The organism is Proluteimonas luteida, assembly GCF_021191695.1.
In the GTDB taxonomy this organism is placed as follows: Bacteria; Pseudomonadota; Gammaproteobacteria; order Xanthomonadales; family Xanthomonadaceae; genus Luteimonas; species Luteimonas luteida.
This window is the reverse complement of the sequence record NZ_JAIWPT010000001.1, coordinates 66,133-80,000: the sequence shown is the minus strand read 5'-3', so window position 1 is coordinate 80,000 and position 13,868 is coordinate 66,133. Positions and strand designations below refer to the sequence as shown.

At 71.0% G+C, this 13,868-nt stretch carries 10 protein-coding genes; 6 read left to right on the top strand and 4 right to left on the bottom strand.

What is annotated here, in order from left to right:
* Positions 1-62 precede the first annotated feature (62 nt).
* Positions 63-1,115 carry a hypothetical protein gene (locus LDO26_RS00335; protein ID WP_232129076.1) on the top strand — a complete coding sequence of 351 codons (1,053 nt, stop codon included), beginning with the start codon at positions 63-65 and terminating at the stop codon, positions 1,113-1,115.
* A gap of 95 nt (positions 1,116-1,210) precedes the next feature.
* Here LDO26_RS00335 and LDO26_RS00330 read toward each other — a convergent pair whose 3' ends face one another.
* Positions 1,211-3,334 carry a M13 family metallopeptidase gene (locus LDO26_RS00330; RefSeq protein ID WP_232129075.1) on the bottom strand — a complete coding sequence of 708 codons (2,124 nt, stop codon included), beginning with the start codon at positions 3,332-3,334 and terminating at the stop codon, positions 1,211-1,213.
* A 277-nt stretch (positions 3,335-3,611) separates the two neighbouring features.
* Between LDO26_RS00330 and LDO26_RS00325 the strand changes: the two genes are divergently transcribed.
* Together LDO26_RS00325 and LDO26_RS00320 are read left to right on the top strand one after the other, a co-directional pair.
* On the top strand, positions 3,612-4,322 hold the full coding sequence (locus LDO26_RS00325; RefSeq protein WP_232129074.1) for an rRNA pseudouridine synthase: 711 nt from the start codon (positions 3,612-3,614) through the stop codon (positions 4,320-4,322).
* A 155-nt stretch (positions 4,323-4,477) separates the two neighbouring features.
* Positions 4,478-5,530 (top strand): MBL fold metallo-hydrolase, encoded by a 1,053-nt coding sequence (locus tag LDO26_RS00320; protein WP_232129073.1) that lies wholly within the window; start codon positions 4,478-4,480, stop codon positions 5,528-5,530.
* 138 nt (positions 5,531-5,668) lie between these two features.
* Here the strand turns inward: LDO26_RS00320 and LDO26_RS00315 are convergent, their stop codons facing one another.
* Both LDO26_RS00315 and LDO26_RS00310 read right to left on the bottom strand, forming a co-directional pair.
* On the bottom strand, positions 5,669-7,219 hold the full coding sequence (locus LDO26_RS00315; RefSeq protein WP_232129072.1) for a hypothetical protein: 1,551 nt from the start codon (positions 7,217-7,219) through the stop codon (positions 5,669-5,671).
* A 27-nt stretch (positions 7,220-7,246) separates the two neighbouring features.
* The gene (locus tag LDO26_RS00310) at positions 7,247-7,840 is read right to left on the bottom strand and encodes an NfuA family Fe-S biogenesis protein (RefSeq protein ID WP_232129071.1); all 594 of its coding nucleotides are present in this window, start codon (positions 7,838-7,840) and stop codon (positions 7,247-7,249) included.
* 88 nt (positions 7,841-7,928) lie between these two features.
* On the opposite strand from LDO26_RS00310, the gene LDO26_RS00305 reads away from it, so the two are divergent.
* A complete protein-coding gene (locus LDO26_RS00305) occupies positions 7,929-8,270 on the top strand; it encodes a 4a-hydroxytetrahydrobiopterin dehydratase (protein ID WP_232129070.1) in 342 nt (113 codons plus the stop codon).
* On the top strand, positions 8,267-9,181 hold the full coding sequence (locus LDO26_RS00300; RefSeq protein ID WP_232129069.1) for a DUF6624 domain-containing protein: 915 nt from the start codon (positions 8,267-8,269) through the stop codon (positions 9,179-9,181). Before LDO26_RS00305 ends, LDO26_RS00300 begins: the two co-directional genes overlap by 4 nt.
* Before the next feature lie 24 nt (positions 9,182-9,205).
* Here LDO26_RS00300 and LDO26_RS00295 read toward each other — a convergent pair whose 3' ends face one another.
* Positions 9,206-10,189 (bottom strand): RluA family pseudouridine synthase, encoded by a 984-nt coding sequence (locus LDO26_RS00295; protein ID WP_232129068.1) that lies wholly within the window; start codon positions 10,187-10,189, stop codon positions 9,206-9,208.
* Between the two features lie 407 nt (positions 10,190-10,596).
* Between LDO26_RS00295 and LDO26_RS00290 the strand changes: the two genes are divergently transcribed.
* The gene (locus LDO26_RS00290) at positions 10,597-13,797 is read left to right on the top strand and encodes a ribonuclease E/G (RefSeq protein ID WP_232129390.1); all 3,201 of its coding nucleotides are present in this window, start codon (positions 10,597-10,599) and stop codon (positions 13,795-13,797) included.
* Positions 13,798-13,868 lie beyond the last annotated feature (71 nt).

Genomic DNA, 13,868 nt, shown 5'->3' with positions numbered 1-13,868 from the left:
CTCTCGCTGCGGCGTTCGATTTACTCTCAACCTCCGAGCGGTCCATCCCCGCTCGTCGGGCGTTGCGCCACGGCACGCCCGGCATCGACACCTCCTCGCAGGGCCGCGATCGCGGCCCTGCTGCATCTGGGCGCGGGTGTCGCGAACGCACCGCCATTGCCACTTCCGGCTGCGCCGACGCCCTCCCGGCATCGGCCACCTGCGTACACCGGTCCATATGCGCTGTCACGGAATACGCGCACCGGTGTCCGCTGCCCGGTCCCGGCTGCGTTGTTCGTCAATGGCAGCGGCCCTCCGGCAACCGATGCCGGCGCCCGCGCCGTTATGCAGCCGACCGTGCGCACACGCGCGACACATGGAGTGACAAGACGATGCCGCAGCACACGTTCCAGATCCCGTTTTCCCATTTCCGTGCCTTCCTGCCAGCCGACGGCCTACGCCAGGTGGTCTGGAACGGGACGATGAACCGATGGAAGCAGAACAAGTCACCGTTCGAACGCCATGAAACCGCGGAGGTGGCCTTCGGCCGCGCGATCCGCGCCCAGGCCAAGCACCGCAAGAATGAGCGATCGCTCTCGCCCGGCATCGCCGCGCATCCCGGCCGCATCCACGTCCGCGGTGGCTGGGCGGTACACAAGGACGTTCCGGTGCACAACGACTATTTCGACGGCACCTTCAGCGGCGACATCTTCGTGTCGGTGCGCAACGGCCACATCGACACCGACCTGCAGAACTTCAACTTCACCTGGAACGCCAGCCTGGCGGCGAAGATCGTCGATTTCACCGGTACCCTGCGCAACATCGTCATCGGCATGATCCGCGCGCAGGTGCGCAACGAACTGGCGGCGCGGCTGCGCGTCGAGGTGCAGAAGGCGGTTGCGGAGCTGTTGCGGCGCCACCCGCAGGCCCAGGTGGCGCTGGATGCGACCTCCATCGAAATCCGCAAGGACACCATCGTGGTGACGGTGCAGTACGAGGAACTGCCGAAAACCCTGGTCACCAAGGTGGTGCCGCTCAAGACCGCCAAGCGCGTGGCCGGCACGGTAGCCAGGAAGACCGTGGCGAAGCAGGCCATCGTCAAACCGGTGCGACGCGCGGCAGCCAGGACCGCCTGAACCGCCACCGGCAATTCGTGCGGCGGTGCGCCGGGCCCGGACCAAGGGAAAGGGCGCTTGCGCGCCCTTTCTCCATGTACCGGAAACCCGCCGGATCACCAGATCCGGACGCGGTCCTCCGGCGCGATCCACAGGGTGTCGCCCTCGGTCACGTCGAACGCGTCGTACCAGGCATCGACGTTGCGCAACGGCGCGAACGCGCGGATCTGGCCCGGCGAGTGGGTGCCGTTGACCAGTTGCTGGCGCAGCGCATCGTCGCGCCACAGCGTGCGCCAGACTTGTGCCCAGCCCATGAACAGCCGCTGCTCGCCGCTGAAGCCGTCGATCTCCGTCGCCGGCTGGCCGTCGAGCGAGCGCCGGAAGGCCTCCAGCGCGATGGTGATGCCGCCCAGGTCGCCGATGTTCTCGCCCATCGCCACCTTGCCGTTGATGTGCATGCCCGGCAGCTGCGGGAACACGTAGGCCTCGTACTGGGCGCCGAGCTTCTCGGCCTGGGCCTCGAACTTGCGCGCGTCCTCGGCGGTCCACCAGTCGCGCAGCAGGCCGTCGCCATCGGACTTGCGGCCCTGGTCGTCGAAGCCGTGGATGATCTCGTGGCCGATCACGCCGCCGATCGCACCGTAGTTGACCGCCGGGTCGGCATCGGGATCGAAGAACGGCGGCTGCAGGATCGCCGCCGGGAACACGATCTCGTTCTTGACCGGCGAGTAGTAGGCGTTGACCGTCTGCGGGGTCATGCCCCACTCGCCCTTGTCGACCGACTGGCCGATGCGGGCGCGACTGAAATCCCACTCGAAGCGCAGCGAGCGTCCGGCATTGCCGAACAGGTCGCCGGAGACGACCTCCAGCCCGCTGTAGTCGCGCCAGGTGTCCGGGTGCCCGATCTTCAGGCCGAAGCCCTGCAGCTTCTTGCGCGCCTCGACCTTGGTGGCGTCGCCCATCCAATCCAGCGCATCCAGGCGCGCGCCCATCGCGACCTTCACGTTGGCGACCAGTTCGTCCATCTTGGCCTTGGCGTCGGGCGGGAAGTACAGCTGCACGTAGTCGCGGCCGATCGCCTCGCCCATTGCGCCGTCGGCGAATGCGATGCCGCGCTTCCAGCGCTCGCGCTGCTCCGGCTGGCCGGACAGGAACTTCGAACGGAACTCGAACTGCGCGTCGGAGAACGCGCGCGACAGCAGCGGCGCGGCCGCGTCGACGGTGCTGAACGCCTGCCAGGCCTGCAACGTGGCGACATCGGTGTCGGCGAAGATCGCGGCGATCTTCGGGATCGCGGTGTCCTGGCGGACCACGGCGCGCGGCGCATGGTCGACGCCGGCGGCGGCGAAGAACGCCGTCCACGGGAAGCCGGGTGCGGCGGTGTCGAACGCCGACAGTTCCAGCGGGTTGTAGGTCTTGTCGCGGTCGCGGCTTTCGGCGCGGGTCCAGTGTGCGTCGGCGATGCGCGTTTCCAGCGCGAGGATCGCCTCGGCGCTCTGCGCGGGATTGTCCCAGCCGGCCAGTTCCAGCAGCTCGGCGATGTAGGCCTGGTAGCGCTCGCGCTGCGGCGCGAAGTTCTCGCGCAGGTACATCTCACGATCCCCGAGGCCCAGGCCCGACTGGCTCAGGTACAGGGTGTAGCGGTCGGGATCGCGCTGGTCGTCGGAAACGCCCAGGCCGAAGAAGCTGCGGCCGAAATCGCCGCGCTGCGCGCCCATCAGCGCCGCCAGCGCGTCCCTGTCGGTCGCCGCGCGGATCGCCGCGAGCTTCGGTGCCAGCGGCTCGGCACCCAGCGCCTCGATCGCAGCCTCGTCCATGAAACCGGCATACAGCGCGGCCACCTTGGCCTGGTCGCCGCCGGTCGCCGGATCGCCGGCCGGATAACCCTCGACCAGTTGCCGCACGCGCGCCTCCGACAGGTCGCGCAGCACCAGGAACGCGCCATAGCTCGACTTGTCGGCGGGGATCTGCGTGGTCTTCGCCCATGTGCCGTTGACGTAGCCGAAGAAGTCGTCTCCGGGCTTGACGCTGGTGTCCATGCCGGCCGTATCGATGCCCCAGGTGCCGAGGCGCTGGGCGGCCACCACGTCGATTTCGACCCCGCCGGCGCTGCCGTCCCCGGTCTGGAACAGCGCCTGCAGGTCGCAGGCCTCGTCGAGGCAGCGGTGGTCGTGGGCGACGGCCGTCGCCGTCATCGTCAGCGCGAACGCGGTGGCCATGGACAGCAGTGTCTTCTTCAAATCGGTATCTCCGGGAAGGATGGCGGGTGGCCTGCGTCGTTGCCGACGAAACCATCGACCCGCGAGGATACCGGCTGCGCCGCCGCGGAGACAGGTCGCCCCTGTCCGGCAGGCCTGCCGTGGGACCGCACCGCGCGCGGCCCCAGCCACCGGCTACCGGCCGTGCAACGCACATCGCCGCCCGGCCCGGCCGGCGGCCACGGTGCGCGACGCGTACACTCCCAGCCGCTACCGAACAAGCGGCGCGGAAGAACGCGCGTCGCCGAAGAGCCGCCAGATGACGCCGATCCGCCTCGACAAGCACCTCGCCGCCCTGCTCGGCTGCTCCCGCGGCGACGCACGCCAGTACATCGAGGGCGGCTGGGTGCGCGTGGACGGCGAGACGGTCGACGCGCCGCAGCATCCGATCGACGGCCAGCAGGTGGTGCTCGCACCCGACGCGCGCCTCGGCGAGGTGGCGCCGGCGACGCTGCTGCTGCACAAACCCGCAGGCATCGACAGCGAGGCCGCGATCGCGCTGGCCACGCCGGCCAGCCGCAGCGGCCTCGACATGCTCGACCAGGCGGTCCTCAGGCGGCATTTCCACCGGCTGGCGGCGCCGATGCCGCTGGATGCCGAGGCCAGCGGCCTGTTGGTACTGACCCAGGACCATCGCGCGCGGCGTCGCCTGACCGAGGACACCGCACACCTGGAACAGGAGTACATCGTCGAGGTCGAGGGCACGTTGCCGCCGTATGCGCTCGCGCAGCTGTCGCGCGGCGGACTCGACGACAACGGCTGGCCGCTGCCGCCATGCAAGGTCAGCCGGCAGAGCGAGCAGCGGCTGCGGTTCGCGATCAAGCAGGTGCGCCCGGGCCAGTTGCAACGCATGTGCGCGCAGGTCGGCCTGCGCGCCGTCGGCATCAAGCGGCTGCGCATCGGCCGCATCGGCCTGGCGAAGATGGACGTCGGCACCTGGCGCTACCTGCCGCCCGGCGAGCGGTTCTGAAACGTCCGCTCGCCTGCGCCCGGGATTCCCGGACGGCGCCGCAGATGCCGTGACGGCATGAGGACATGCCATTGCGTCATGTCCTGCGCCGGTGGCCCATGGCCCCGGGCATCCCCACCGCGCTAGGCTGTCCGCGGCACATCTGGAGATCCGTCATGCGTCGTCCGCTGCGATCCGCTCCGTTTCTTCTGTCCGTCGCCGTGCTCCTCGGCCTGTTGTCCGCGTTCGCACCGGCGCTCGCCGCCGATACCGCGCCGCCGAAGATCACCGTGCTCTACGACGCGTTCGGCGACGACGCGGCGCCGGCGCACGGCACGCTGGAGAAGGACTGGGGCTTCGCCGCGCTGATCGAGGCCGGCGGCCGTCGCATCCTGTTCGATACCGGCAACGACGCCGGGGTGTTCGCGCGCAACGTCGCGGCCAAGGGCATCGACCTCGCGGACCTCGACATGGTGGTGATGTCGCACCGGCACGCCGACCACATGGCCGGACTGGCCGTGCTGCTGGCCGCCAACCCCGGCATCGCCATCCATGCGCCGCAGGAAGGCTTCGGCATCTATGGCTCGTCGCTGCCGTCGACCTTCTACCGCAAGGACGCTTCCCTCCCCACGCGCCAGCGCTACTTCGACGGCGAGCCCGCGGAGACCCTGCACTTCGGCAGCGCCTGGCCCGGCGCCAACCTGCACCCGATCGCGGAGACCACCGAGCTCGCGCCCGGCGTCTGGGCCATCGCCACCGTGTCCGACGTGCCCGGCACGCGCGAACTGCGCGAACTGTCGCTGGCGGTGCGCACGCCCGAGGGCCTGCTGCTGGTCGTCGGCTGCTCGCACCCCGGCCTGCCGGTGATCGTGGCCGAGGCCGCGAAGCTCGATCCGGACATCCACCTGGTGATCGGCGGCTTCCACTACGTCAATGCCGACGATGCCGCGATCGCGGACGTCATCGCCGCGCTCGCGCCCTACGACATCGACTTCATCGCGCCGGGACACTGCACCGGCGAGCCGACCTTCGCCGCACTGCAGCGCGCCTACGGCGACCGCTATCTCTATGCCGGACTCGGCGCCGAACTGGTGCTCGACCGGCCGGCGGGCGCACAGCGGCCGCGCGGCGCCGATGCGGCGCTCGGCCATGCCGAATCGGTCGCCTACCGGGCGCTGGCATTGCGCGGCGACCATGCGCACGACCACGCCGCGTCCCATGCGCCCTGACGGGACCTCCCGCCCCGGCCGCCCCGACGACATCGCCAGCGCGCCTGCCCGGCGTCGAACGCGCGCAGGAAGCGCGGGCGCCGATTGTCCCTGACATTGCCGGTGTGCCCCGTCCCGGCATCGCCGGCAGGACGACCATCAACCGCCGAGGCTGTCCTGGTCCTCCTGCAGCTCCGGCTTCCACGGTACGTCCGGTGGCGGCCGCCCGTCGGTCTCGACGTCCTGCATGTTCGGGTCGCTGATGCCGCAGCCGCCGCCGAACGCCAGCAGCGCGACATTGCACTGGATGGTCTTGCTGGTACCGGGAATCGGGATCAGCACCGTCTTGATGCTGCGCCGCACCCATTCTTCCAGCAGCGTTTCGCTCGGCACCCAGAAACGGTCGAAGCTGGTCGGCTGGTAGTCGGTCGGCGGACGCCGCAGCCAGGTGCCCATGCGGTCGATCTTCTCGAAATCCTCGGTGATCGTGCCGGGCGGCAGGCCGCCGCCGACGCGGCCGCCGCCGGCCAGCCGGGGACGGCCCTCCGCATCCAGCAGGCCCGAAGCGCTGCCCGGCTGGCCGCCGTCACGCGCCTGCGCGGCATCACCCCAGTCGTCGGCGGCGCGCGTCGACGGTGCGGCGCCAGCGGGCGTGGCCGGCTGCGCGCCCTGCCCGCTGGCCGGGGCCTGCGGTCGCGTGCCCGCTGTCCCCGACGCGGGTGACGGCGACGGCGCCGGTGCGGGCTGCGAGGTGTCGGCAGCCGGCGCAGGCGAGGTCCGCAGCGGAATCTCGCGCGGGGTCACCGCGACCTCGGGCGCATCGCGACGCGGCGTCGGCGCAGGCATGGCCGGCAGTTGCACCGGACGACGCTCGACCTCCTCGGAACGCGCGATGACGATCGCACGCTCGCGGACTTCGACCTGCGCATCCGGCAGCGTCGGCACCGGCACCGCAACCGGCGCCACCTCGGCGCGCCGCTCGGGCACCTCGACCGCCTGCACCGCGGGTGCCGGGATCTCCCGCTCGCGCACGGCGACGGTCGGCGCCGTGTCGATCGGCCGCGGCGGCGGCAGCTGGAACGCGATGTCCGGACGCGGCGTCTCGGTCACCACCAGCGGCTGCGCGGCCGGAACCTCGTCGTCAGGAACCGGTGGCGATGGCGCGGCGGCCACCGTGTCCGCCGGTGACGGGGCCGTGGCCGGCGCATCGGCGGGTGCCGGCAGCTCGACGACCTCCTCCGGCGCGCCGCCGGCCGCATCCTCGGGCGTGCCGTCGCCGATGAAGGTAGCCTGGATCACGACCTCATCGCCGCGTTGCGACGGCGCCGCGACATCGAAGAAGCGCGCCTGCATGAAGAAGAACAGCAGCAGCATCCAGCACAGCTGGATCAGCAGCGTCGTCGACAGCGCGGCGATGCGCATGCCGCGCTCGTCCGGCGGATCGGGCTGCCACAGCGGATAGGCCAGGCTGGCCAACGCCGCGAGCCGGTTGCGGGGAATGCGCGGACGCGGACGCGGCGGCGGCGCCCGGCCGGCGAGCACCGCGACGATCGCCTCGGCCGTGGCCCCGGTCACCGCGCCGGCGCGCGCGCGGATCGACGACAACCAGTTCGCCCAGCCTTCAGGAAAACCTTCGGACGCGGCTTCCGGCCTGATCGACCGTCGGCGCCGGCGGCGCAGCACATCGATCAGATCGGCGGAGGAGAACATCCCGTGGTGATCGCCCGAGCGCGCCGGTTACGCGACGTCGCGCGGCATGTAGGGCGCGTCGCCGGTGTCGTGATCGGTCGCATCGCGTACCGCGGTCACGCCCGGCGCCTTCTCCATCAGGGTCTTCTCGATGCCCTGCTTCAGGGTCACGTCGACCAGGCCGCAGCCATGGCAGCCGCCGCCGAAGCGCAGCACCACGACGCCTTCGGCCGTGACCTCCTGCACCGTGACATGGCCGCGATGCTGGGCCAGCTGCGGGTTGACCTCGTACTCGACCAGCCAGCGCACGCGCTCGACCAGCGACGCCGCCTCGGGCGGCGCCTCGCCCTTGATCTTGGGCGCGCGGATCTGCAGCTGGCCGCCGGTGGCGCGGGATTCGTAGTCGATCTGGGCGCCATCGAGGAATGGCACGCTGGCGGCGTCGAGCCACAGGGTGAAGCCCTCGCAGTCGATCGCCCATTCGTCGCCCTGCAGGTCGCCGGACTCGGCGAACTCCAGCCGCACGTCGGCGCGCGAGGTACCGGCATGCACCGCGGACAGGCGCACGCCCAGCCCCGGCAGAGCCTCGCGTTCGATCAGTTTGCGGAAATGCGCCTGCGCGCTGTCGGACATGTTGATCATGCGGCGTATTCTAGCGGTCCCGTGCCGTCACGAATGCGGCATGCCGACTCGCACATGAACGGCATGCCGCGCCCCCGAGGAGCCACCGATGTCCGATCTGATCCCCCTCGCCCAGGCCCACTGCATTCCGCGCCGCGGCGTCGAGCACAAGCTGACCGCAGCCCGCGTCCGCGAGCTGCTGCCCGACGTGCCCGAATGGACCCTGGCCGAAGACGGCAAGGCCCTGACCCGGAGCTTCCGCTTCGACGACTACTACCGCACGCTGGCGTTCGTGAACGCACTGGCCTTCATCGCCCATCGCGAGGACCACCACCCCGACCTCGGCGTGCACTACGACCGGGTCGAAGTGCGCTATTCCACCCACGACGTCGACGGCCTCAGCGAGAACGACTTCATCTGCGCGGCGAAGGCCGACCTGCTGACGGCATGAACGCGCGTCTCCCGATCATGCTCGCCGCGCTGGCCGTGACCGCCGCGACCGCGGCCCCGGCCTCGACACCGACCTTCATGCAAGGCGTCGAGGCCTGGGAGGCCGGCGATGCCTCGCGCTGCGCTGACCTGCTGCTGGCGGTGGAATCCGCCGGTGCGCCGGTACCAACCGGCGGCGAGCTGTTGACCGCGGAATGCCTCGCCGGCGCAGACCGGCATGACGAGGCCCTGGTCTATCTGCGCCGCCAGTTGCCGACCGGACGCATCGATCTCGACGAGTTGCGCGGCAAGTCGCGTCCCGGACTCGACGCACTGCGCACGCAGGCGGGCTGGCCGGCCCTGCTGGTCGAAGCGGAGCAACGGGCGCAGGCCCGCGAAGCCGGCATGGACCATGCCCTGCGCGACGAACTGCTGCGCCGTCAGGCCATCGACCAGGAAATCCGGCAACAAGTCTTCGTCGATCCCACCACCCGTGGCGACACGGCGCTGATGGCGCGCATGGCCGATATCGACCGGGACAACATCGCATGGCTGCACGGCGTCCTGCGCGACGGCTGGCCGGACAGCGACCGGGTCGGCCACGACGGCGCCAAGGCTGCCTGGCTGCTGGTCCAGCATGCGGACGCCGACCCTGCACTGCAGCGGATGGCGCTCGAACTGATGCAGCGGGCAGTCGCGGCCGGCCGCGCCGACCCGTCCGATTTCGCGCTGCTCACCGACCGCGTGCTGCTGGCCGAAGATAGCCCACAGCGCTACGGCACCCAGTTCCAGACCGGAGAAGACGGCAGGATGCGCCTGCGGCCGGTCGAGGACGCGGGCGGACTCGATGCCCGCCGCGCCGCGGTCGGCCTGCCGCCGATGGCGGAGTACCGCGCATTGCTGCAACAGATGTACGGCCAGCCCGTCGAGTGACGGGACGGGACGGCCGGGTCAGGGTCAGCCCAGCCGGTCCAGCGCCTCGCGCAGATCGTCGGCCAGCGGCGCATTGAGCACGTAGGGCGCGGCGCCACCGTCGAGGCTGAACTCCAGCGACGCCGCGTGCAGGAACAGGCGTCGCAGGCCGATCTGGTCCCGGAGCCGCCGGTTGGCGTCGACATCGCCGTATTTGTCGTCTCCGGCCACCGGATGGCCGATGTGCCGGGCATGGACGCGGATCTGGTGGGTGCGACCGGTCTCGATGCGGACTTCGCAGTAGGACTGCCCGCCGCGCCGTTCCAGGACCCGGAAGTGGCTCAGCGAGGGCTTGCCGGACGCATCGACCTGCACGTGGCGCTCGCCGCCCTGGCGCAGCCCCACATGCAGCGGTGCGTCCACGGTCATGACGCCGTCGGGCATGCGTCCGACCAGCAGGGTCAGGTAGCGCTTGCGGATGCCGGCGCCGTGGTCCTCGCGCATCAGCGCCTGCAGCTGGGTCAGCGCCGAGCGTTTCTTGGCGACCACCATCAACCCGGATGTGTCGCGGTCGAGCCGGTGGACCAGCTCCAGCGACTGGTTCGGACGCAGCGCGCGCAGGGTCTCGATGACCCCGAAGCTGATGCCGCTGCCGCCGTGGCTGGCGATCCCGGACGGCTTGCTGATCGCCAGCAGCCGGTCGTCCTCGAACACGATGCTGGCCGCCATCGCCTCCAGCAGCCCGCGCGACGGGGTCCCCGCCTCGCCCGGGACGGCCAGCCGCACCGGTGGGATCCGCACCTCGTCGCCGGCCTCGAGCTTGCGCTCGGCCTTGGCCCGGCCGCCGTTCACCCGGACCTGGCCGCTGCGTACGATCTTGTAGATCAACGACTTCGGCGCGCCTTTCAGCTGTCCCAGCAGGAAATTGTCCAGCCGCTGGCCGCCGCGGTCGTCCGGCACGCGCACCGTCCTCACCCCGCCACCGCCAGGGCCGCCCGCGCCTCCGCCACTGCTGTCAGTCGTCGTCATCTTTTCTGCTACACTCAACGTCGCGATATAAGGTGCTGATTTCTCTGGAAGATCACGGGCCAAAAGCCCGCCTCCAAAGCGCTCCGGACAGTCCGCGACCACCACCCTCGGGGTGGCCATGTTAGCGGCTCGACGGCAGTACCGGTTGTCGCCCGATGCCCCGCATCGGCGCTGAACACGTCCCGCGAGGTGCCCACGCCTGCCCCAAACGGCAGTCCGCGAGCGGCCCGCGGCCCGCAACACCAAAGTCTTGAACAACAAGCGCTCCCGCGGTCCGCCGTGGTGTCGTAGCGCTGGAAAATCCGGTTTGTCGCTGCGCGTGCGCGGCGGCTTCAGGCGAGATCCAGGCGAAACGCCCCGGCGTTCCGCGCGCACGAGCGCGTAAGGAACGCACAACAATGAAGCGCATGCTGATCAACGCGACGCAGGCAGAAGAACTGCGCGTCGCCATCGTTGATGGTCAGACCCTGTACGACATCGACATCGAACAGCCGTCCAGGGAACAGAAGAAGTCCAACATCTACAAGGGCAAGATCTTCCGCATCGAGCCCTCGCTGGAAGCCGCGTTCGTCGAGTACGGCGCCGGCCGCCACGGCTTCCTGCCGCTGAAGGAAGTCTCCCGCGACTATTTCCAGTCCGGCGTCGACCCGAACAAAGGCTCGATCAAGGAACTGCTGCGCGAGGGCCAGGAGGTCGTCGTCCAGGTCGACAAGGAGGAGCGCGGCAACAAGGGCGCCGCCCTGACCACGTTCATCTCGCTGGCCGGCCGCTACATGGTGCTGATGCCCAACTCGCCGACCGCCGGCGGCGTCTCGCGCCGGATCGAGGGCGACGACCGCGCCGAGCTGAAGAAGGCGATGGACGCGCTGGAGATCCCCGACGACATGGGCGTGATCATCCGCACCGCCGGCGTCGGCCGCGACGCCGAGGAACTGCAGTGGGATCTCGACTACCTGCTGAGCATCTGGCGCGCGATCGCCGAGGCCGCGCTGAGCAAGCCCGCGCCGTTCCTGATCTACCAGGAGTCGCGGCTGATCACCCGCGCCCTGCGCGACTACATGCGCGCCGACATCGCCGAGATCCTGGTCGACACCCCGGAGATGTACGCCGAGGCGAAGGAGTTCGTCGAGCAGGTCATGCCGCACAACCTGCGCAAGCTCAAGCACTACACCGACGACGTGCCGCTGTTCAACCGCTACCAGATCGAGTCGCAGATCGAGAGCGCCTACGAGCGGACCGTGCGCCTGCCGTCGGGCGGCGCGCTGGTCATCGACCAGACCGAGGCGCTGACCGCGATCGACGTCAACTCCGCGCGCGCCACCAAGGGCGGCGACATCGAGGAGACCGCGTTCAACACCAACCTGGAGGCGGCCGAGGAGGTCGCCCGCCAGCTGCGCCTGCGCGACCTCGGCGGCCTGGTGGTCATCGACTTCATCGACATGTCGTCGAACAAGCACCAGCGCGACGTCGAGAACAAGCTGCAGAACGCGCTCAAGTACGACCGCGCGCGCGTGCAGCAGAACCGCATCTCCAAGTTCGGCCTGCTGGAGATGAGCCGCCAGCGCCTGCGCGCCTCGCTCGGCGAATCCAGCCAGATCGTGTGCCCGCGCTGCGAAGGCCACGGCCGCATGCGCAGCGTCGAGTCGCTGTCGCTGTCGATCATCCGTGTCGCCGAGGAGCACGCGATGAAGGACAACACCGGCCAGGTGCTGGTGCAGGCCCCGGTCGAGATCGCCAACTACCTGCTCAACGAGAAGCGCAGCGCGCTGGCCGAGATCGAGAAGCGCCACAAGGCGCCGATCATCATCGTCGCCGACGAGCAGCTCCACACCCCGCACTACGACGTCTCGCGGATCCGCGACAACGAACTGGGCGAGGAAACCAGCCGTCCCAGCTACCAGCGCGGCACGCCGCGCCGGGTCGCGACGATCGCGCTGAGCAAGAACAACCTCAACATCCCACCGCCGGCCGTCACCAAGGTGCAGCCGGCCCACCCGGCCCCGGTACGCGAACCGCGTCCGGAACCTGCGCCCGCCCCGGTCGAGGCGCCGCGTCCCGTCGCGCCGGTGGCCGCTGCGGCGGCACCCGCCGCGGGCGGCGTCATCGGCTGGTTCAAGAGCCTGTTCGCGGCTCCGGAACCGGCCGCCCGGCCGGCCCGGAGCGAGGCCGAGCGCCCGTCGCGCAGCGAGTCGCGCGGCGGCAGCGAGGCCGGCCGCAGCGAGCGTGGCAACGGCCGCGGCGGTCAGCGCCGCGACCGCGACCGTCGCGGTGGCCGCCCGGCACAGGGCGCGTCGAACGGTGCCCAGCAGCCCGCGCGCGACGAGGCCCGCAACGGCGAAGCCCGGCGCGAGCAGCCCGCCGCGGCCGCCACCCAGGACAAGGAAGCCGGCCCGCGCAAGGAGCGCCGACAGCGCAAGCCACGGCCACCGCGCAAGCCCGAGGGCGAAGCAACCGAGACGACGGCAACACCGGTAGCCGCCGTGGCCGCCGTGGCTGTGGCTGCGCGCGACGAGGCACCGGCACGCCCGGAACCTCCGCACAGGGAAGCGCGCACGGGCCAGGAACCGGCCACCGATGCGGTGACTGGCACCGCCGCACCGGTTGGCGTCGCCGAGCTGTCCGCCGCGCCCGGAGCCGCCGCTGACGCCGACGAGGCCAAGGCCGCCGGCGCCCCGGCGACCGACGGCGGCGAGACCGACGACGACGCGAACGGCAACGCCCGTCGCCGTCGCGGACGTCGCGGTGGCCGTCGTCGTCGTCGTGGCGCTGCCAAGGGCGCCGAGGGCGAGTCCGACGATCTGCAGAACGACAGCGACGACCTGGGCGACAGCGACGGCGACGACATCGTCCAGAGCAACCGGTCGCAGCCGGAGTTCGACTTCGACGACCTGCCCGCCACGCAACCGGTGGCCACCGCCGATACACCTGCCGACGACGGGAACGCCAGGCGCGTGCCTGACCCTGCAGCGCCCGCCCCTGGCGCTGCGCCTGCACCCGTGACCGCAGTCCCCGCGGCTCCGTTGACGCCTGCATCACCGGCGCCTGCATCACCGGCGCCTGCAGCGGCGGACGCCCCGGAAACTGCCGGGGCCGCGACGGAAGTCCAGCCGGCCGGCCGGCTGGACGCCGTGACGCCTGCCGTGGCCGCGGTGGAAACGCTGGAGACCGCGCTGCCGGCCACCGAGGCCGCGCCCGCCGGGACCGCGCCTGCGGTGGTCGACGCACCGGAACCGGAAGCGACCCCGGTCACAGCGACGGCCGTCGCCACGCCGCCCGCGGCGCAGGCGGAGGTCGCCGGCGATGCGCCGGATACCGCCGTGGCGTCCACCGCGCCGGCCGAACCTGCCGCGCAGCCGCAGACGCCGGACACCGCGATCGACGACGAGGCCCCGACCGCCGTGGCGACGCCGGATGCGATTGCGGAACCGGTCGCAGCGCCCCCGCGTGGCCTGTTCGACCACCACGACGAGCACGACGCACAGGCCGTCCAGGTCGACGCGCCGGACCCGGCGCTGATCGCCGCCGACACGATCGAAGACGCCGAAGCGGCGCCGGAAGACGAGGCTGCGGCAACCGGCAGCAAGGAAGAAGCATCGCGCAACGCGTGATGTCGTGACGATGCCGGGTTCCCGCGGGAACCCGGTCATGCTCCGCAGCAGGCGGTGCCGGGATCCGAGGA